General features: G+C 69.5%; 15 protein-coding genes and 2 pseudogenes. 4 read left to right on the forward strand and 13 right to left on the reverse strand.

The annotated features are described in order from the left end of the window. Positions 1 to 74 precede the first annotated feature (74 nt). Together BY998_RS24815 and BY998_RS18050 are read left to right on the forward strand one after the other, a co-directional pair. Complete coding sequence (locus BY998_RS24815) at positions 75 to 404, forward strand: type II toxin-antitoxin system VapC family toxin (RefSeq protein ID WP_245421642.1); 330 nt, start codon at positions 75 to 77, stop codon at positions 402 to 404. Positions 405 to 685: 281 nt separating this feature from the next. Next, on the forward strand, positions 686 to 3400 hold the full coding sequence (locus tag BY998_RS18050) for an excinuclease ABC subunit UvrA (protein ID WP_110352986.1): 2715 nt from the start codon (positions 686 to 688) through the stop codon (positions 3398 to 3400). A gap of 150 nt (positions 3401 to 3550) precedes the next feature. On the opposite strand, the gene atzF is transcribed toward BY998_RS18050, so the two are convergent. The 5 genes from atzF to BY998_RS18075 are packed head-to-tail and all read right to left on the reverse strand — an operon-like array spanning position 3551 to position 8858. Next, on the reverse strand, positions 3551 to 5401 hold the full coding sequence (gene atzF, locus BY998_RS18055) for an allophanate hydrolase (RefSeq protein ID WP_110352987.1): 1851 nt from the start codon (positions 5399 to 5401) through the stop codon (positions 3551 to 3553). 20 nt (positions 5402 to 5421) lie between these two features. Then, the gene (locus BY998_RS18060; RefSeq protein ID WP_110352988.1) at positions 5422 to 6252 is read right to left on the reverse strand and encodes an alpha/beta hydrolase; all 831 of its coding nucleotides are present in this window, start codon (positions 6250 to 6252) and stop codon (positions 5422 to 5424) included. Beyond that, positions 6252 to 7031, reverse strand: coding sequence for an ABC transporter ATP-binding protein (locus BY998_RS18065; RefSeq protein WP_110352989.1), 780 nt, complete (start codon positions 7029 to 7031; stop codon positions 6252 to 6254). Before BY998_RS18065 ends, BY998_RS18060 begins: the two co-directional genes overlap by 1 nt. Then, entirely contained in the window at positions 7024 to 7905 is an 882-nt protein-coding gene (locus BY998_RS18070) for an ABC transporter permease (RefSeq protein ID WP_110352990.1), read from the reverse strand. The genes BY998_RS18065 and BY998_RS18070 overlap by 8 nt, the downstream gene beginning before the upstream one ends. Beyond that, positions 7902 to 8858, reverse strand: coding sequence for an NrtA/SsuA/CpmA family ABC transporter substrate-binding protein (locus BY998_RS18075; protein ID WP_110352991.1), 957 nt, complete (start codon positions 8856 to 8858; stop codon positions 7902 to 7904). Before BY998_RS18075 ends, BY998_RS18070 begins: the two co-directional genes overlap by 4 nt. 117 nt (positions 8859 to 8975) lie before the next feature. Between BY998_RS18075 and BY998_RS18080 the strand changes: the two genes are divergently transcribed. Beyond that, complete coding sequence (locus BY998_RS18080) at positions 8976 to 9878, forward strand: LysR family transcriptional regulator (protein WP_110352992.1); 903 nt, start codon at positions 8976 to 8978, stop codon at positions 9876 to 9878. A gap of 178 nt (positions 9879 to 10056) precedes the next feature. Here the strand turns inward: BY998_RS18080 and BY998_RS18085 are convergent, their stop codons facing one another. Both BY998_RS18085 and BY998_RS18090 read right to left on the reverse strand, forming a co-directional pair. Then, on the reverse strand, positions 10057 to 10986 hold the full coding sequence (locus tag BY998_RS18085; RefSeq protein ID WP_110352993.1) for a type II secretion system protein GspK: 930 nt from the start codon (positions 10984 to 10986) through the stop codon (positions 10057 to 10059). Further along, on the reverse strand, positions 10983 to 11909 hold the full coding sequence (locus BY998_RS18090; protein WP_146221797.1) for a hypothetical protein: 927 nt from the start codon (positions 11907 to 11909) through the stop codon (positions 10983 to 10985). Before BY998_RS18090 ends, BY998_RS18085 begins: the two co-directional genes overlap by 4 nt. Here BY998_RS18090 and BY998_RS24820 point away from each other — a divergent pair. Then, on the forward strand, positions 11895 to 12185 hold the full coding sequence (locus BY998_RS24820) for a hypothetical protein (protein WP_146221798.1): 291 nt from the start codon (positions 11895 to 11897) through the stop codon (positions 12183 to 12185). The two genes, BY998_RS18090 and BY998_RS24820, sit on opposite strands and share 15 nt — an antisense overlap. Positions 12186 to 13391: 1206 nt before the next feature. Here BY998_RS24820 and BY998_RS24825 read toward each other — a convergent pair. The 6 genes and pseudogenes from BY998_RS24825 to BY998_RS18115 all read right to left on the reverse strand — a co-directional run. Next, a pseudogene (locus BY998_RS24825) lies at positions 13392 to 13586 on the reverse strand (hypothetical protein); the annotation flags it as partial. Next, positions 13583 to 13741 (reverse strand): annotated as a pseudogene (locus BY998_RS24830) (AAA family ATPase); the annotation flags it as partial. The pseudogenes BY998_RS24825 and BY998_RS24830, both read right to left, overlap by 4 nt. Beyond that, a complete protein-coding gene (locus tag BY998_RS18100; protein WP_110352995.1) occupies positions 13734 to 14699 on the reverse strand; it encodes a hypothetical protein in 966 nt (321 codons plus the stop codon). The pseudogene BY998_RS24830 and the gene BY998_RS18100, both read right to left, overlap by 8 nt. Continuing rightward, positions 14677 to 15492: an ABC transporter ATP-binding protein gene (locus BY998_RS18105; protein ID WP_110352996.1), complete on the reverse strand. Its 816-nt coding sequence runs from the start codon at positions 15490 to 15492 to the stop codon at positions 14677 to 14679. Before BY998_RS18105 ends, BY998_RS18100 begins: the two co-directional genes overlap by 23 nt. After that, entirely contained in the window at positions 15489 to 16535 is a 1047-nt protein-coding gene (locus BY998_RS18110; RefSeq protein WP_110352997.1) for an iron ABC transporter permease, read from the reverse strand. Before BY998_RS18110 ends, BY998_RS18105 begins: the two co-directional genes overlap by 4 nt. After that, on the reverse strand, positions 16532 to 17377 hold the full coding sequence (locus BY998_RS18115; protein WP_110353018.1) for an ABC transporter substrate-binding protein: 846 nt from the start codon (positions 17375 to 17377) through the stop codon (positions 16532 to 16534). The genes BY998_RS18110 and BY998_RS18115 overlap by 4 nt, the downstream gene beginning before the upstream one ends.

Here is a 17377-nt window from a genome sequence, read left to right on the forward strand (position 1 = left end):
CCTACGTGACTAGACTCGTGGTCCGATTCTCCGGAGCGTGTCCATAGGGATTCGTTAAATCGGCTCGGACTACGATGGCCGCCGAACTCGGTTCCGTGTGGACAGACGCTATTCACAGCGTTGAAGACAACAATCTTTCCAGTTCAGCCCTTAGCCTAAGCATCGACAGGGCGTCGAAGGCCGATCGACCGCCCGCACCACCTCCGAGTGAGGACGACGCGTCGCATCCTGGACGCGCTGACGCATCCATCGACACCTCCGCCGTCGTGGCCATCCTGGCCGATGAGCCCGAGGCGGCAGCCTTCCTCGCCTGCATCGAGGCCACCGATCGCTACGAAGCTGGGCCGCATGTCCGCTTGGAAGCAACGAACAATCTCGCTCGCATCCATGGCCGTCCGATCTAACGACGCGTGCCGGGATCCAGAGACGCATCCGCCGGTCGCTCATCTCCGATCCCTGGTGGACGGCGACCGGCTACGATAGGCCGCCACGCCTTCGCCGGTCATGCCACGCGCAGGGAGTCGTGCTCTGGCTTGGCGCCGTCCAAGAGAAGTACGACCCGCAAGGCGGAACGTGAGCGTCGGCCTTCGCCATGGTCCCGCAGAGGTAGCTTCCGCGGTCCTGAACCTATAGTCGGCGCGGAAGCGTTCGACGTTCCCTGAGGGATACGTCGAGAGGGATCCCTATGGACCAGCAGAACCCGAGAGAACTGGTCAGGATTGCTCGGGCAGGCGCGGGACGACCGGGCTACGTCACGGTCAAGGGCGCCAGGGAGCACAACCTGCGCGACGTTGACGTGGAGGTGCCGCGCGACGCCCTCGTGGTGTTCACGGGTGTCTCGGGCTCCGGCAAGTCCTCGCTCGCCTTCGGTACGCTCTACGCGGAGGCCCAGAGGCGCTACTTCGAGTCGGTCGCACCCTACGCGCGGCGGATGATCGATCAGGTCGGGGTGCCCGATGTCGATTCCATCGAGGGGCTTCCCCCGGCGGTCGCCCTCCAGCAGCAGCGCGGAACGCCCAGCGCACGCTCCTCGGTCGGCAGCGTCACCACCCTGTCGAGCCTCGTGCGGATGATGTACTCGCGCGCCGGCACTTATCCGCCGGGCCAGCCGATGCTCTACGCGGAGGACTTCTCGCCCAACACGCCCCAGGGCGCCTGCCCGTCCTGCGGTGGGCTCGGACGGGTCTATCAGGCGACGGAAGCATCGATGGTGCCCGATCCCTCGCTGACGATCCGCGAGCGCGCCGTCGCGGCCTGGCCGCAGGCCTGGGGTGGCCAGAACCTGCGGGACATCCTGGTGAGCCGGGGTGTCGATGTCGACACGCCATGGAAGGATCTGCCGAGAGCGCTCAGGGACTGGATCCTGTTCACGGACGACCAGCCGCAGGAGCCGGTCTATGCCGGGCTCTCCCCGGCGCAGACGCGGCTGGCCCGCTCGCGCCGCATGGAGCCGAGCTACATGGGCACGTTCACGAGCGCCCGCCGCCACGTGCTCGGCACCTTCACCAACTCGCAGAGCGCCCTCATGCGCCGACGGGCGGCGCGTTACCTCGTGAGCGAGGATTGCCCGGTCTGCCAGGGCAAGCGCCTCAAGCCCGAGGCACTCTCGGTCACCTTCGCGGGTCTGGATATCGGCGAGCTGTCGCGCATGCCGCTCGCCGACTTGGCCGCAGCAATGCGGCCGGCCGCCGAGGACCGGCTGTCCCACGAGGCCGACGGCACCTCACGAGACACCCTCGACCGCGACATGGGACGGCGGGACCGCGCCCGGCGCGCCGCCTCCGGGGCATCGGCCCATGCGGGCGCACCGGACGTGCGCGCGACGCCGAACCTCTCCATCGAGAAGCGGCTCGCCGCCCAGCGCCTCGCCGCCGACCTCATCGACCGGATCGGGACGCTCACGGGACTGGGCCTTGGCTACCTGTCGCTTGACCGGGTGACCACGACGCTGTCGTCGGGCGAGCTGCAGCGCCTGCGCCTCGCCACCCAGCTCCGCTCGCAACTCTTCGGCGTCGCCTACGTGCTCGACGAACCCACGGCGGGTCTGCACCCAGCCGACGGCGATGCCATGCACGACGCGCTCGCCGGGCTGCTCGCCTCGGGCAATTCGTTGTTCGTCGTCGAGCACGACATCGGCACGATGCGCCGCGCCGACTGGCTGGTCGATGTCGGTCCGGCCGCGGGCGAACACGGCGGCACCGTGCTCTACAGCGGGCCGCCGGAGGGGCTGCGCGAGGTGGAGGCGTCGTGCACGCGCCTTCACCTGTTCGGGCTCGCCGAACCGCCCCGGCGCCCGCGTCGCGAGCCTTCGGGATGGCTGCACCTGGAGGGCATCGTCCGCAACAACCTGCGCGGGGTCTCGACCTCGTTCCCGCTGGGCTGTCTCACCGCGGTGACGGGCATCTCAGGCTCCGGCAAGTCGAGCCTCGTTGCCCAAGCCCTGCTGGAACTCGTCGGCGACCGTCTTGGGCGGCCCATCGATACCGACGACGAGCCGGAGGATCCGCTCGATGACGGGCCGGGCCCGACCGAGGGGCGCATCGTCGGCGGCATGGAAGGGATCCGGCGTCTGGTGAAGGTCGATCAGAAGCCGATCGGGCGCACGCCCCGCTCGAATCTCGCAACCTATACCGGCTTGTTCGACGCCGTCCGCAAGCTGTTCGCCGCCACGCCCGAGGCGCGCCGCCGCCGCTACGACGCCGGCCGCTTCTCCTTCAACGTCGCGAAAGGCCGCTGTCCGGCCTGCGAAGGCGAGGGCTTCGTCAGCGTCGAACTCCTGTTCATGCCGAGCGTCTACGCACCCTGCCCGACCTGCCACGGCACCCGCTACGCGCCCGAGACGCTGGAGGTGGCCTGGAACGGGCTGACCATCGCGGATGTGCTCGGGCTCACCGTCGAGCGCGCCTGCGACGCCTTCACGGACGAACCATCCGTGCTGCGACCGCTGGCCGTGCTGCGGGATCTAGGGCTCGGCTACCTGCGCCTGGGCCAGCCGGCGACCGAACTCTCCGGTGGGGAGGCCCAGCGCATCAAGCTCGCGACCGAGTTGCAGCGGGGCCAGCGCGGGGGCACGCTCTACGTCCTCGACGAGCCGACGACCGGGTTGCACCCGACCGATGTGGACCGCCTCATGCATCAACTCAACGACTTGGTCGATGTGGGCAACGCGGTCATCATGGTCGAGCACGACATGCGCGTCGTCGCGGGGGCCGATCACGTCATCGATGTGGGACCCGGCGCCGGAAACCTCGGTGGCACGATCGTCGCCGCCGGCCGTCCCGAGGTGGTGGCTGGGACGCGGGCGAGCCGCACGGCACGGTATCTGCGCGAAGAGCTTGATGCCTACAGGGACCAAGAGCTCACGAACGCGGAATCGCTATCGACCGCGAGAAGAGGTTGAGCCGTTGCCGCTCAAGGCCCGGACGGGGCGCGAAAGAGGTTCCCCGGTCGTTCGCGGGGAAATGTGAAACGCCGAGGTCGAGGGCAGATCGACGCGCCTCCTTCACGACGGCCAGCACAGGCGTACTGAATTGGGGCGAGCGCACGAACGCTATGCGACGTGGAGCGCCCGGTGTTCGAACGCGGCGGTGTGGTTCGCTCCGTCGCTCTGCGCGGCAAGGTAGCGTCGCCAACCGCCGTATTCGGTAATATCCGTCCCCGAGCCGATCCCCTCGGCCTCGACCAGAAATCCCTTGGGATGGGTGCCGTCGGCAAGGCGAAGCGTGCCGATGCCGAGAGGGGCCGGGATGGCGGCCACGAAGCGGCCAAAGGCGGCCGGCGACAGGGCCCAGACTTCGGCCGCGATGGCCGCGCCAGCGCCGGCCGCGACGCGCAGCAGGCCCGGCCGCAGGGGCGGACCGCCGGGCAGTGCGTAGAGCCGGTAATCAGCCTGCGTCTCGACTGCCCGTAGGAAGCGTGCACCGAGGCCGGTCAGCTCGCGGTTGAGCGGCAGTCCCGAGAGATGCGCGCCGATCACCACGAGTTCGATTTCGTCCGGGCCCGCAATGGCCGGCCCCGTCTCCGGCATCGGCACCGGCTCCCCGCTCGTGCCGATCGGGACGCCGGCCGCCGCGTGAAGGCGGCCGCCCAAGGCGGCGAGGAGCCCGTCGCGGCCCCGCGGCGCGATCAGTGTGAGGCCCGTCGGCAGGCCGTCGGCGCGGAAGCGGCCCGGCACGGCGAGTGCGCAGAGATCGAGCAGGTTGACGAAGTTCGTGTAGGTCCCGAGCGCGCTGTTGGATCCGATCGGGTCGGCTTCGATCTCGGCGCAGGTAACCGGCCGCGGGTAGGTCGGCACCACCAGCACGTCGATGTGCTCCCACAGGGCGTCGGCGGCCCGGCGCAGCTCCGCCAGCCGGTAGAGGCCGGCGAAGGCGTCGGCGGCCGTAAAGCCCGTAGCCCGGCCGATCACCGCGCGGGTGGTCGGATGCAGCGCTTGCGGTGACGTCTCGATGAGCGGGCGGATCGCCTGATAGCGCTCGGCGACCCAGGGGCCGTCGTAGAGGAGCGCAGCGGTGGCGAACATCGGCGCGAGATCGACCGTCCGGGCCGGGCCGGTGAGGGCGGTGAGGTCGTCGAGTCCCGCCGCGAAGGCGGTCTCCGACAGGGGATCGCCGCCGAAGCGGAGGCTTTCGGCATCCGGCATGCCGACGCGCAGGCCCGGCGGCAGCCCGGGGGGCTGGGTCGGCACGGGTAGGTCGCGCGAGTAGGGATCGGCCGCATCAAATCCCGCCATGATTCGGAAGACCCGGTCGGCATCCGCGACCGTGCCGGCGAAGACCGAAACGGTGTCGAGCGTGCGGCAGGCCGGCAGCAGGCCCCGGCTCGACACGGACCCGAGCGAGGGCTTCAGCCCGACGATGTTGTTGAGGCCGGCCGGGACCCGACCGGAGCCCGCCGTGTCGGTACCGAGTGCGAAGGCGACGAGCCCGTGCGCCACCGCGACCGCCGAGCCACTGCTCGACCCCCCGGGCACGAGGTCCGCGTTCAGGGCATTGCGCGGGGCCGGATGGGGCGTGCGAAGGCCGACGAGGCCGGTGGCGAACTGGTCGAGATTGGTCTTGCCGATCAGGATCGCGCCCGCGGCGAGCAGGCGCGCGACGGAGGGTGCGGTCTGCGACGGCACGAAGGCGAAGTCCGGGCAGGCTGCGGTGGTCGGCAGACCGGCGACGTCGAGGTTGTCCTTCACCGCGAAGGGCACGCCCCAGAGCGGTTTTTTGGTCGGGTCGAACGGCCCGAGGACCGCTGCGGCGGCGAACGTCTCAGCCTCGGGCAGCAGGGTGAGGAAGATGCCCGGGTCATCAATGGCAGCGAGCCGCCGGTAGGTCTCGGTCAGGACCTCTCGCGGGTCGAGGCCGCTGGCATAGGCCGCATGCAGGGCGGAAATCGTCGGGAAGGGAGGCACGGTCGGTCCTCGTCAGCGTGTCACTGGCCCGCGAGGCGGGCGGCTTCTCGGGCGATGCGCCCGTCCGATGCGGCCAGGGCGTCGAGCACTCGGAAATGGTCGGCCCCCGGCACGGCGTGGAGGTCGCCGCCGAGGCCCAGCGCCCGGCGGGCAGCGTGGTAATCTTCGGATTGGCGGCGCAGCTCGGGCAGTTCGGACCCGCCATAGATCACCGAGACGGGCGGCCCACCCGGGGCGAGTCGGCGGATGGGCGAGAGTTCGGCCACCTCGGCTTGCGTGAGGTGCAGCGCGTCGTCCAGCGCGGTGCCGGCGATCGGCTCGAGATCGAAGATGCCGCTTACCGCCAGGACGGCGTCGGCCGCATTGGCCGCAAGCGTCGTCATGAGCGCCGCGAGATGGCCGCCGGCCGACCAGCCCGCGACGACGAGGCGTGCCGCCCCGGTCTCCCGCCGCAGCAGCTGGAGCGCCGCCCCGACCTCCTCGGAAATCCGGGTGAGGCCAGCCTCCGGCGCCAGGGTGTAGCCAACCAGCGCCACGTCGAGGCCGAGGGCGAGCGGCCCCTCGGCCATGCAGGTGAAATCCTCGCGGGCGTTGCGCTGCCAGTAGCCGCCATGGACGAAGGCAAGGCAGGGCGCCCCCGCCGGGCCGCAACGATAGAGATCGACGGCCTGCCGCGGACCGGGGCCGTAGGCCAAGGTCCGTCCCGCCTTGCCCTCGCGGAAGGCGGCGCTGCGGGTGCGCCAGCCCGCCAAGAGGGCGGCGCTGTCCCGGACCGCCCCGGAATTGTCGTAGGCCCGAGTGAGCGCGGCGCGATCGAGGCCGCGCCAAGCCACGGCGTCGGTCGCAGCCATCAGGCAGCCTTCGGCGCGTGGTGGCTGTGGAGCTGGGCCGACAGCATGCGGCGCAGGTCGTTGAAGGCGGGGCTCGACACGTCCCGGCGCCGGGGCAGGTCGACGGTGTGCACGGCCTCGATCCGGCCCGGCCCCGGCGACATCATCACGATCCGGTCGGCGAGAAAGATCGCCTCCTCGATGGCGTGGGTGACGAACAGCACGGTCAGCCCGGTCCGGGCCCAGAGGTCGAGGAGCTCGTCCTGGAGGCGCTCGCGGGTCATGGCGTCGAGCGCGCCGAACGGCTCGTCCATGAGGACCATCTCGGCCTCGTTGGCGAGCACGCGGGCGATGGCCACGCGCTGCTTCATGCCGCCCGATAGCTGGTGCGGATAGGCGTCGGCGAAGCGGCCGAGCCCCACCAGATCGATGTAGCGGCGCGCGGTGTCACGGACCTCCGCCGCGGGGCGGCCCCGCGATTTCGGGCCGAAGCCGATATTGTCGCGCACGGACAGCCAAGGGAACAGACCGTAATCCTGGAAGACCATGCCGCGGCTCGGAGCGGGGCCGGCGATCGGCTTGTCCCACATCAGGGCTTGGCCCGAACTCGGCGCCTCGAAGCCGGCGGCGATGCGCAGCAAGGTCGACTTCCCGCAGCCCGAGGCACCGAGCAGGCAGACGAACTCCCCCCTCTGGACGGTGAGGCTGGCGCCGCGCAGGGCCTCGGTCCGGCGCCCCTGCGCCGTGTAGGTCTTCGAGACGTCCCGGATCGTTAGGATGGGGACGGTGGGCTCAGCCATGGGAGGGGCTCCAAGAGAGGAGGCGGCGACCGATGCGCATGACGATCCAGTCCGAGACGAAGCCGGCGATGCCGATCACGCCCATGCCGCAGATCACGATCTCAGTCCGGGAGAGCTGGCGCGCCTCCATGATGACGGCGCCGAGGCCCGTCTGGACGCCCGTCATCTCACCGACCACGATCACCACCCAGGCGAAGCCCAGGCCGAGCCGCAGGCCGGTGAAGATCGAGGGGAGGGCGGCGGGCAGCACCACCCGGAGGAACTGGGCGGGACCCGTGCAGCCCAGCATCGCCGCCGCCTCGAACAGGCGCGGCTCCACCGAGCGCACGCCGAACACGGTGTTGACGAGGATCGGGTAGAAGGCGCCCAGGAACACGAGGAAGAAGGCCGAGGTGGCCCCGAGCCCGAACAGGATCATGGCCAGCGGCAGCCACGCGGTGACGGGGATCGGGCGCAGGATCTGCAGCACGGGATCGAGGAGAGCCCGGACCAGGGGCACCCGCCCGATCATCAGCCCGATCGGCAGGGCCGCCGCGGCGGCCAGCGCGAAGCCGCCATAGACCCGGGACAGCGAAGCCCAGAGATGGGCCCAGAGAGTGGCGCTGAAGGCGTCGTCGTTGATGCCGCCGAACGCCATGTCGCGCAGGGCGAGCCAGACCTCGGCGGGAGGTGGAACGAGGCTGTAGGGCCGGTTCGCAGTGGCGAAGTGCCAGAGCGCGAGGGTCGCCAGCGGCACCACCAGGGCGAGGGCAGGGCCGCGCAGGCGGTCGAGGAGGCTGCGGAGCGGGGCGTCCGGCCTCGGGCTCTGACCCGATGCCGGCACGGCCGTCGGCAAGGCGGCAGGGAGGGCGGCGCCCTCCATCGCGGCGCTCACGCATCCCTCATGGCATCGACGAAGCGGGTGTCGATGAAGCCGTCTTCGGGCAGGCGCTTGATCTGCTTCAGTGCCAGCATGCGATCGGCGTAGATCTTGGCCTGCCGCACCTCGTCCGGCCCGAGCTTCCAGGTCAGTTCGACGTTCGGGGCCGAGATCGCCAGCGCCTCGCGCTTCTGGCCGAGCTTGGCCACCGCCATGGCGATCATCGCCTCCCGGTCCTTGGCCGCGAACTCGGTGGCCTTGCGATGGATCTGCAGCATGGTGCGCACGAGATCCGGCCGCTCGGCCAGCGTGTCCCGATGGGCGCCGAACACCATGTTGAGCGAGCCCATCTCGGTGCCGTAGGGGTATTCGACGAGCTGGCCGACGCCCGAGGCGAGGCTGACGCCGGGGGCGGGTTCGGCGCCGACATAGGCATCGACGTCGCCGCGGGCGAGCGCGAGGTGCATCTCCGAGAAGGAGACGCGCACCGGGGTGATGTCCTTCACGGACAGTCCCTCCATGCGCATCCGCTCGAGGGCGAACACCTCCTGCGTGCTGCCGGGCCAGATCGCCACGCGCTTGCCGCGCAGGTCCTTGATCGTCCGGATTTCGGAATCCTTGCGGGCGATGACACCCATGCCGCGGTTGCAGGTGGAGGCGATCACGACGATCGGTTCGCCTGCCGCGGCGCCGAGCGTCGCCGCCGCGAGCCCGAATGTGCCGAAATCCACCGACTTGGTGACGACGGCGTTCTTGCCTTCGGTCGGGCTCTCGAACGGGATGACCTCGACCCGCACACCTTCGGGCGTGAAGCGCTCGTAGAAATGCGGCGCGATCGAGTGGATGAGCTTGAGCGAGCCCATCCGGATGATGGTGGGGGCGGCCTGCGCCCGGGCGGCGCGGCCAGGCAAGGAAGTCGCGACGAGGCCGGTTCCGAGACCGGCGAGAAGGCTGCGGCGGTCGATCATCGGACGGCTCCTGCATCTACCGAGGCTTCGAGCTTAGGAAGCAGGAGTGTTGCCGGGAAGTGCTAATTCTTGACGGCGCTGTTGCCTTTCTGGCAACACCCTGGCAGGAGGGTTGGGATGAAGCATCTGCGCGGCTTCACTGCGGTGGCCGAGGTCGCTCGCTCCGGCTCGATCCGGCGGGCCGCCGAGCACCTCAACATCACGCCCTCGGCGCTGACCCGGCAAATCCAGGACATCGAGTACGAGCTCGGAACGCCGATCTTCGAGCGCCTCGCACAAGGGATGCGCCTGAACGCGGCGGGGGAATTGTTGGCGCGGCACATCCGCGACCAGGCAGCCGACCTCGACCGGGTGCGCTCGCAGATCGCCGACCTCTCCGGCGTGCGCCGAGGCCACGTGGCGCTTGCCTGTAGTCAAGCCTTCGTCACTCGGGTGATCGCGGAGGAGGTCGAGACCTACCGGGCACAGTTTCCCCAGGTCGCCTTCACCGTGCAGGTGCGCGATCATGTCCAGGCGGTGGCTGCCCTCGTTTCGTTCGAGGCCGACCTCGCCCTCGTCCTTCAGCCTCCGCCCTCTGCGGAGTTGCATGCGCTCTATGCCGGCCGTCAGTCTCTGTGCGCCCTGATGCGGGCGAGCCATCCCCTGGCCTCCAAGGACGGGCCGATCCGGCTACGCGACTGCCTCGCCCACGCACTGGCGCTGCCCGACCGTTCGCTCGCCATCCGCCACCATATCGAGCAGGCGCTCGCCCGGCGCGGGGTCGAGATGCGCGCCACCGTGGAATCGGGATCTTTGGAATTCCTGCGCAACGTCGTCCTGCGGGAGGATGTCGTCAGCTTCCAGGTGCCGAGCGGCATTCCCGACGACCCGCGCCTGCGCAGCCGTCTGATCGACGCCCGCGACCTCGATCCGATGAGCGTCGTGCTCGCGCAACTGCGCGGACGCCTGCTCCCGGTCGCGGCCAGCAAATTCGCCGACCAACTCGCCGCACGCTTGAACCATCAGGCCGGTGCAGCCTGATGGCCGGATGTCGAACGGGCTGGGCAGGACGACGTGACCTAACCGGCCGGCTTTGAACCGACCCGGTGGAGAGGATCAGCCGGGATGGGAGCGTGCCCCCCGATGAGGCGCATGGCGCCGTGGAGCCGATCCTTGTGCGGCTGGATGCGGCAACCGGCACGACAACCCGGTGTGCTTCTCAAGGCGGCCCTGACCCCGCAAGAAGGACCGCCGCGATCTTCACGCAAGCGGGGTGCATGGCAGCCGGAGCCGGCATTGGAACGGAGGGCTGCCACACCAGGAAATCGGCGCCCGTGCGCGTGCCGCCGAGCGCGTAGACGGCCGCGCGGCCGGCGCGGGCGCCCTTCCACTCGACCACGATCGACATCTGGAAGTTCTGGCGTGGGGAAGGGACGGGAGCCGCCCGGCCCGGCAGCGAGCGGCTGGCGGCGGGCCGAACCCGGCTGATCAGGGCAGCGAGGTCGAAGCGACCGCCTTCGTTGTAGACGGTCAGGACCGGTCGCAGAATCGCGGCGACGTCCGGCGTCATCGATGGCAGCCGCCCGAGTTCGTCCACGCTGGCGAACGGCGCGTTGCGCGGTCCCCACGTGAGACCGCGGGCGCGGTATTGCGGCAGTTCGGCGCCGCCATTGGGTTCGGGTCCATCGTCGGCGTCGCGGTAGTCGATGATCTCGGCGGCGACGGCGAGGACCGTTCGGTCCGGCACGCCGAGCAAGCGGAACGCCTCTTCCATCGCCGGCCGCGGGGTCTTGTTCAGGTCGATGAGGCGCCCCTGGTCCTGCAACGACACGAAGGCAGTCCGGTCGTGGCCGAGGGGGCACGCTGTGACGGTTCCGTCCTCCGGGAGGTCGAGGCCGGCGACGCGGTAGGTTCGCCGCACGTCGAGATCGTAGGCGATCAGGCGAGCGATCCCGTCGGCAATGCCCTGGAGTTGCAGGCTTTGTCCGCGCGCCTGCGCCAAAGCCGTGCCGGAGCGGACCTGCATCAGCGCGCCGGCCAGGATCGCGCTCACCACGGTGAGGATGCCGAGCACGGACAGGAGGACGAAGCCGGCCTCCTTCTCCGCGTCGGGCGGCGCGCGGCGCGCGGACAGGCTCCGCAGGGTCATCGCCGGTTGCCGAGAGCGATGACGAGCGGAGTCCAACGCCGGGGATCGCCGGGAGCGAAAACGACCTGGATCTCGACGAGGGCGGGCAGGCGGCCGGCCCCGTCCCCGGATGGTGGCCAAGCCGGGTACCAAAGAGGCCGTGTGCGATCCTTGAGCGCCCCGAAATAGCGGATTGAAAAGCCGGCGATGCCGTGCAGCAGAACTTCCGACGGTTCCGAGGCCCCGCCCGCGCGCGCGAGGCCCGGCAGGCTTTCGAGCGGCGCGCGGCTCTCGACAAGGTCGAGGCGGCCGTCGTCCCGTGGAAGGCCGTTCAGGGCCACGGCGAGATCGACGGGCCGTTCCAGAGCCTGATCGGCGCCGATCGCGGCCCGCAGGCCGTTCGGTCCGCCCTGCAGGGCCGGACCCGCCCCCTCGATCCGACGCGGCGTGAGACTGGCGAGCGTCCGGCGCAGGTGCTCCCGGACGGATTGCACCTCTTCCACCGTCGCGGCGAAGCCAGCCGCAGCCGAGGCCGTTCCCGCCACGCGGATCGCATCGAAGGTCTCGAGAAGAGTGAGGTCCTGCAGCAGGCGCGCCTCGTCGACCGGGTCGCTGCCGTAGGTCATCGCCATCCGGCCGGTCCGATCGAAGACGAGGATGGTCGGCGGTGGTTCGGGCAGGGCGCCGGGCGGATAGCGGAGAGCCGAGGCGAGCGCTGCGGTCGAGGCCTCGTCGCTGTCGAGGAAGCGCAGCGGGGTGCCCGGGCCGAGCAAGCCTTCCGCGAAGGCGCGCAGGCGCGCCGAGCCGCCGCGAGCCGGATCCGTGTCGATGCACAGGAAGGCCACGCGATCACGCAAGGGAGCGGGCAGCGTCCGGGCCAGCTTGTCGAGTTCGAGCGTGCGCACGGCGCAGTTGATCGTGCAGTCGGCGTGGACGAAGGACACGACGACGAGCCGATCGCGGAGGGCTTCGGATTGGAGTGGCGCGCCGTGCTGATCCAGCCGACGTGGCGGCGCGGCGCCTGGCCAGAGGAACGTGTCGCGCTCGCTGAGCCCACGCTGTCGCGGGTCGCGATCGGCCTCGGCTTTGCTGACTGGGAGGAGGGTGGCCAGGACAAGACCCAGACACGCCGCCACGACCTTCTTCGACATCGGCAACACTGCGGGATTAGCGATCGGAACGGGCGCCGAACGTTACAAATGTTGGTCGGGAAAGATTGACAATGGGTGATGATTGCCCGGCAGGGCGGCTGCCTATTGTGATATCGTCAATAAAAAATAAGGTTCTTTTCGCAGGATCGATGGTGTTGCAAATATGTATTTGATAGGTGGGATAATGTATTGACATGTTTTCGGGATAGTTCTCCTGCGTAGATTTCTTCTATCGACCGTAATGCGAGATTTATAACATATAAATGTTTTTTATATTTCACAAATTCAATGCATTTAATCTATTTATTGCTGTTTAGCGAAATCACTGGGCTGATATCAGCAGCGCATCGAAGACCGATCCGCTTCATATCCAGATCGAACAGGGAATACGAAAGATTTTTGTCAAATGATAAGATTCGCGCTTGCGCTAGCGGTCCGGCGAACCCGAAGACATCTCTGAGATATTACTGAGAAAATCTGGTCATTTTACTTATTTGGAAAGTGAAGTTCAAAATTAATACTTCCTAGCCGTTTTCTCTCCGGAAGTCGAACGCAGTCTTGTCCGAGTCGTTCGAGGCGCTTCAACCACTCATTAACCATAACTCCCTAGCGTCCTGCTGCGAACGGATCCGGGCGTGAAAGGTCGGCGACGACATGAGGTGGGGGGCATATGTCGTCGGGGCGGGGCTCGTCGCTGCCGTCTCTGGCGCGGCGCTCGCCGCCGAGCCGACCGAGGGCCTCGGCCCGGCCGCCGGGACATCCGTCACCGCGCGGCGCGGTTCGGCCGGTATCATCCTGCGCGGTACGGATCGGCTGGTGGGCGGCGAGGCGCCATTCAGGGCACCGCTGCCGGGCGGAATGGTCACGCTCAATCTCGTCGAGGCGCCTCTGCCGGTGGCGACGAAGGCGGTCCTGGCCGACACGCTTGGCTGGGGCTACACTCTCGACGAGCGCGCATCCGGCACGATCACCCTGCAGACGGGCGGTCCGGTGACGCGCGACGCGCTGCTGGCGATGTTCGAGACCGCGCTGAGAAGCCGCGGTCTCACCCTGAGCCGCCGGGGACGTACGGCCCTGATCGTGCCGTTCGACGGCGCGGGCGTGCAGCCGGTGCAGGGGCCGAGCGCGGAGGCCGGAGCCGTCGTCGTCCCGCTTCGCTGGATCGCCGCCGCCGAGATGCAGGCCATTCTCGCCGCGGCCGCCCCGCGCGAGGTCGTGCTTCGAGCCGACCGCCCGCGAAACCTGCTGATCCTGTCAGGGTGTACCTCGAGCGACCTAATACGCGGCGGCAAGGCCGGCCGGAAAGGTACGGCGGGAGGCGAGGTGCGCGTCCAGGCTGAGCGCGCCGGCGCCGAAGGCGGCGATCTGCAGCAGCCCCCCGGCGAGCATCACGTTCTTGAAGAAATGCACGAAGCTGTTCTGGTCGGCGAGGTTGCCGTGGAAGTAGACTGCCGTCAGGACCGACAGTAGACCTGTCGGTTCGGGGGCCAGAGCGCCTGCCGGAGATCATCCAGGGTCAAGTGGACCCATCCATCCAGCGGGTCGAACCGACGCGCGTAGGTCGTCTTGCCCGCCCCGGGGCAGCCGATCAGCCCAATCACCCGCTGACAGCCAAGGTCAGGCATGGTCAGTGACTGCCTCGTCCTCGTCGGCCTCGATATCGGCCTCAATGACCTCACCTCGAAGGTACCGGGCCTGAACCTCGGCCACGCGTCGGGCCGCCTGTGCGTGACGGCTCGACACCAGGCTGTCCGGACGGTGTTCGCCGCCCCGCTTGACCGCGAGCAGCTCTGGATCCCCCCAACGATCGAGCAGATCCTGGAAAGCTGCGTACCGCTTCGCATCGAAGTCGATCCGCTGGCCCATCATGTCCTTGTAGGGGTGAGCCGGATGAAGGCCGGCGCAGGGCACCCAGCCCGTGGGGATCGGGGTCGTCGCCGCATGTGTGCGCCCGCTCCGCAGGAGCTTTGGCAGGACATGCGTATGTGGGCCTTCAGGGCTTGTGCCGCCGGGCCCTGGTATCGGGGCGTAGACCTCGATGCGGCCGGCCTGGGCGAGGAATACCCGATGCGGACTCAGTGCGACCAGCTGCCGACCGATGGGGTTCGCGTGATCGAACAGGGGCTGTCCTACTCCTGAACGGAGGCATGCGATGGCCTCAGGGTCGCTCGTGCGCACGCAGGCATCAACCGCGAGCAGGTCGAGACCGAGGTCAAACAAGATGGCGTCCTGGTCCCGCCCGCGGGCGGCATCCCGGTCCGGACCGAGCTCCGTGACCACGCCCCGCCGGCTCATGGCGCAGGCGTCTTGCGGCAGGCACAGGGCGATGGCGTGGTTCCAACCGGACGCGACGGCGGTCTCGTAAGCTACCGGGCGCAGGTCGGGACAGGCGGTCAGCGCAATGGCGCCGCGCTCCGTCGCCATGCCCATGCGGTCGTCCGGCAGGGCCGTGACCGCCTCGTCCGGGTCGCGCATGAACTCGGCGATGGCACCGAAGCTGCCGAGGCTCCAGGCGGTGCCAGGGTCAGCCAGGGCCTCGCGCAGCAGGGCCGCGACCGCCTCAGCCTGTGATGATGGCGTCATCGCTTTCCTCCGTGTTGGACCGGGACCGTGCCCAGGGCAGGATGTATCGGGTTCCGTCCGTGGCCTCGCCCCGCTCTGCCGTCACGCCGAACACGCGGGCGAGCAAGGTGTCGGTCAGCGCCTCCTCCGGTCGGCCATCGGCGACGAGCCGACCACCGGACAGCACAACGATACGGTCGCAGAACCGGGCCGCAAGCGCGAGGTCGTGCAGGACGGCGACTACGCCCGCGCCCTCACGCGAGGCGGCGCGCAGCAGCGCCATGGCGTCGAGTTGGTGGGCCGGGTCGAGGGCCGTGACCGGCTCGTCGACGAGAAGCCACTCGGCCTCGACCGCGAGGGCGCGAGCCAGCAGCGCGCGCATGCGCTCGCCCGAGGACAGGGACGGCTCAGTCCTGTCGGCAAGGTGCCCGACATCAGTGCGCGCCAGCGCCCGAGTGACCGCGGCCCCGTCGGCGTCCGAAAGCCCAGAGAAGGCACGGCGGTGCGGCAGCCGGCCGAGCGCCACGATCTCGCGCACCGTCATCGGCCATCCGACCCCGGCGCCCTGGAACAGGGCGGCGATCCGGCGGGCCCGTTCGTCGCGGTTCAGGCTGGACAGCGCGCGCCCTTCGAGGGTGACGCGGCCCCGGACCGGCGGGACCAGCGCCGCGAGGACGCGCAGAAGCGTGGTTTTGCCGGCCCCGTTCGGCCCGACGAGCCCGACGAAGCGACCGCGCTTAAGCAGGAGGTCGATGTCAGACAGGATCGTCCGGCTATCAAGCGTGACTTGGACGTCGTGGAGACCGAGGCTCATGCCCGCCTCCCGCGACTGCGCAGCAGAAGGACGATCAGGAATGGCGCCCCGACGAGCGCGGTCACCACGCCGAGCTTCAGTTCGGGCCGGGTGGCGAGCAGGCGCACGCCGATATCGGCTGCGAGCACGAGGACCGCGCCGGCGAGGCCGCTCGGCAACAGGTTGGCACCGGGCCGGGCCCCGACGAGCGGACGCATCAGATGCGGCACCACGAGGCCAACGAAACCGATGGCGCCGGAGACCGCGACCCCGCTGCCGACCGCAAGAGCCGCGCCGGTGACGAGGCGCACGCGTACCGAGACAAGGCTGACCCCGAGGCTTGCGGCGGTGTCCTCCCCGAGCGTGAGAGCGTCGAGTGAGGAACCGGTCGAGAGCATCAGACCCCAGCCGAGAATCATCAGTGGCAAGCACAGGAGGACTTGGTCCAGGCTGCGGTCGGCAAGCGAGCCCATTAGCCAGAATACAATTTCTAGGGCCGCGTAAGGGTTAGGCGAAAGGTTGAGTGCCAGCGCGGTCAAGGCGCCTGCGAGGCTCGACAGGCCTACGCCGGCCAGGATCAGCCCAAGCGTGGAGGTGCCGCGGGCGGCGAGCAAGTTGAGGAGCAGTGCCGCCACGCCGGCGCCAGCGATGCCGCCAAGCGGCAGGGCGAGGCTCAAGGAGGCGGCAAGCCCGCCGTAGAAGGCGAGCACGGCCCCAAAGGCCGCGGCCGAAGAGATGCCGAGGATGCCGGGATCGGCCAGTGGGTTGCGCAAGTAGCCCTGCATCGCCGCGCCGGTCAGGCCGAGGCTGAACCCGACGAGGCCGCCCAGCAGCGCCCGAGGGACACGCAACTCCCACAGGACCATGGCTGGGAGCGTGGTCCGGCCCGCGACGAGGTCCGCGAAGGCGGCAGGCACGTCGAAGGGCGCATAGCCGATGGCGACCGACGCTAGCGTCAAGGCGAGTACCATGAAGCCGAGGACGGGGACGACAGCCCGGCGGACCCGCGGCATGTCCGGACGCCGCAAGACGGGATTGGCGATGGTCCGAAGGGGCGCGTTCATGGTTGCTGCATCCGCGCGTTCGCGGCGGCCGCCAGCCGCGCCACGACCTCGGCCACCTGAGGACCCGGGCAGGTCCAGAACCGATTAGGGATGGAAACAGTCCGGCCCTCACCTGCGAGCGCCTGGAAGACGGGATGGTGCAATAGTGTGTCCGCAAGCGAGGGCAGTCCGGGCGCTCCCTCGTCGGTCACGATCAGGTCCGCGTTCGCGAGCGCTGCGGCTTCGAGCGGCACCTGCCCGAACCGGTCGCGTCCTATTTCGGCCGCGACGTTGACCAGGCCGGCGGCTTGGATCAGCGCGTTGCCAAGACCACCGGGCGCAACCGTGAAGGCGTTCGGGCGCATGACGAGAGCCCGCAACGGTCGTGTCGCGGGCGTGACGGCGGCGAGCCGAGCATCGAGGTCCGCGACTAATGCCTCGCCCCTCTCACGATGCCCGAGCGCTTCCGCGACCTGCCGGATCTGGGCGCGCACGCCGTCGAGGTCGGCCGGCACGCCGAGTTCGAGCACTGGCGCGCCGACGCGCTTGAGCATGCCGACGGTCGTGCGCGTCGTGAAGGCGCCTGCGATGACGAGGTCGGGCCGAAGCGCGACGACCTCCTCGGTGAGGCCGCGCGTCACCGGAACTCCGGCGGCCGCGGTCGCGACCGTCGATCCGCGCGGGTCGCCGGCGAGATAGGTGACGGCCAGCACCTGGTCGCGGTCGGCGAGCCGCAGGACGAGCTCGTCCGCGCACAGGTTCATCGAAACCACGCGCACGGGCGCCTCGTTCGTGCCCGCGGCACCGGCTGCGGGAACGAGGGCCAGGATGCCCCAGACTGCGAGGATGGCCCGTGCTGGCAT

Origin of the sequence: Methylobacterium sp. B4, from assembly GCF_003201865.1 — a bacterium.
In the GTDB taxonomy this organism is placed as follows: Bacteria; Pseudomonadota; Alphaproteobacteria; order Rhizobiales; family Beijerinckiaceae; genus Methylobacterium.

Coding starts and splice junctions, on each gene's coding strand:
- BY998_RS24815 (WP_245421642.1), top strand. CDS start 75: ATGGCCGCCGAACTCGGTTCCGTGTGGACAGACGCTATTCACAGCGTT.
- BY998_RS18050 (WP_110352986.1), top strand. CDS start 686: ATGGACCAGCAGAACCCGAGAGAACTGGTCAGGATTGCTCGGGCAGGC.
- BY998_RS18060 (WP_110352988.1), bottom strand. CDS start 6,252: ATGGCTGCGACCGACGCCGTGGCTTGGCGCGGCCTCGATCGCGCCGCG.
- BY998_RS18065 (WP_110352989.1), bottom strand. CDS start 7,031: ATGGCTGAGCCCACCGTCCCCATCCTAACGATCCGGGACGTCTCGAAG.
- BY998_RS18075 (WP_110352991.1), bottom strand. CDS start 8,858: ATGATCGACCGCCGCAGCCTTCTCGCCGGTCTCGGAACCGGCCTCGTC.
- BY998_RS18080 (WP_110352992.1), top strand. CDS start 8,976: ATGAAGCATCTGCGCGGCTTCACTGCGGTGGCCGAGGTCGCTCGCTCC.
- BY998_RS18085 (WP_110352993.1), bottom strand. CDS start 10,986: ATGACCCTGCGGAGCCTGTCCGCGCGCCGCGCGCCGCCCGACGCGGAG.
- BY998_RS18100 (WP_110352995.1), bottom strand. CDS start 14,699: ATGACGCCATCATCACAGGCTGAGGCGGTCGCGGCCCTGCTGCGCGAG.
- BY998_RS18105 (WP_110352996.1), bottom strand. CDS start 15,492: ATGAGCCTCGGTCTCCACGACGTCCAAGTCACGCTTGATAGCCGGACG.
- BY998_RS18110 (WP_110352997.1), bottom strand. CDS start 16,535: ATGAACGCGCCCCTTCGGACCATCGCCAATCCCGTCTTGCGGCGTCCG.
- BY998_RS18115 (WP_110353018.1), bottom strand. CDS start 17,377: ATGCCAGCACGGGCCATCCTCGCAGTCTGGGGCATCCTGGCCCTCGTT.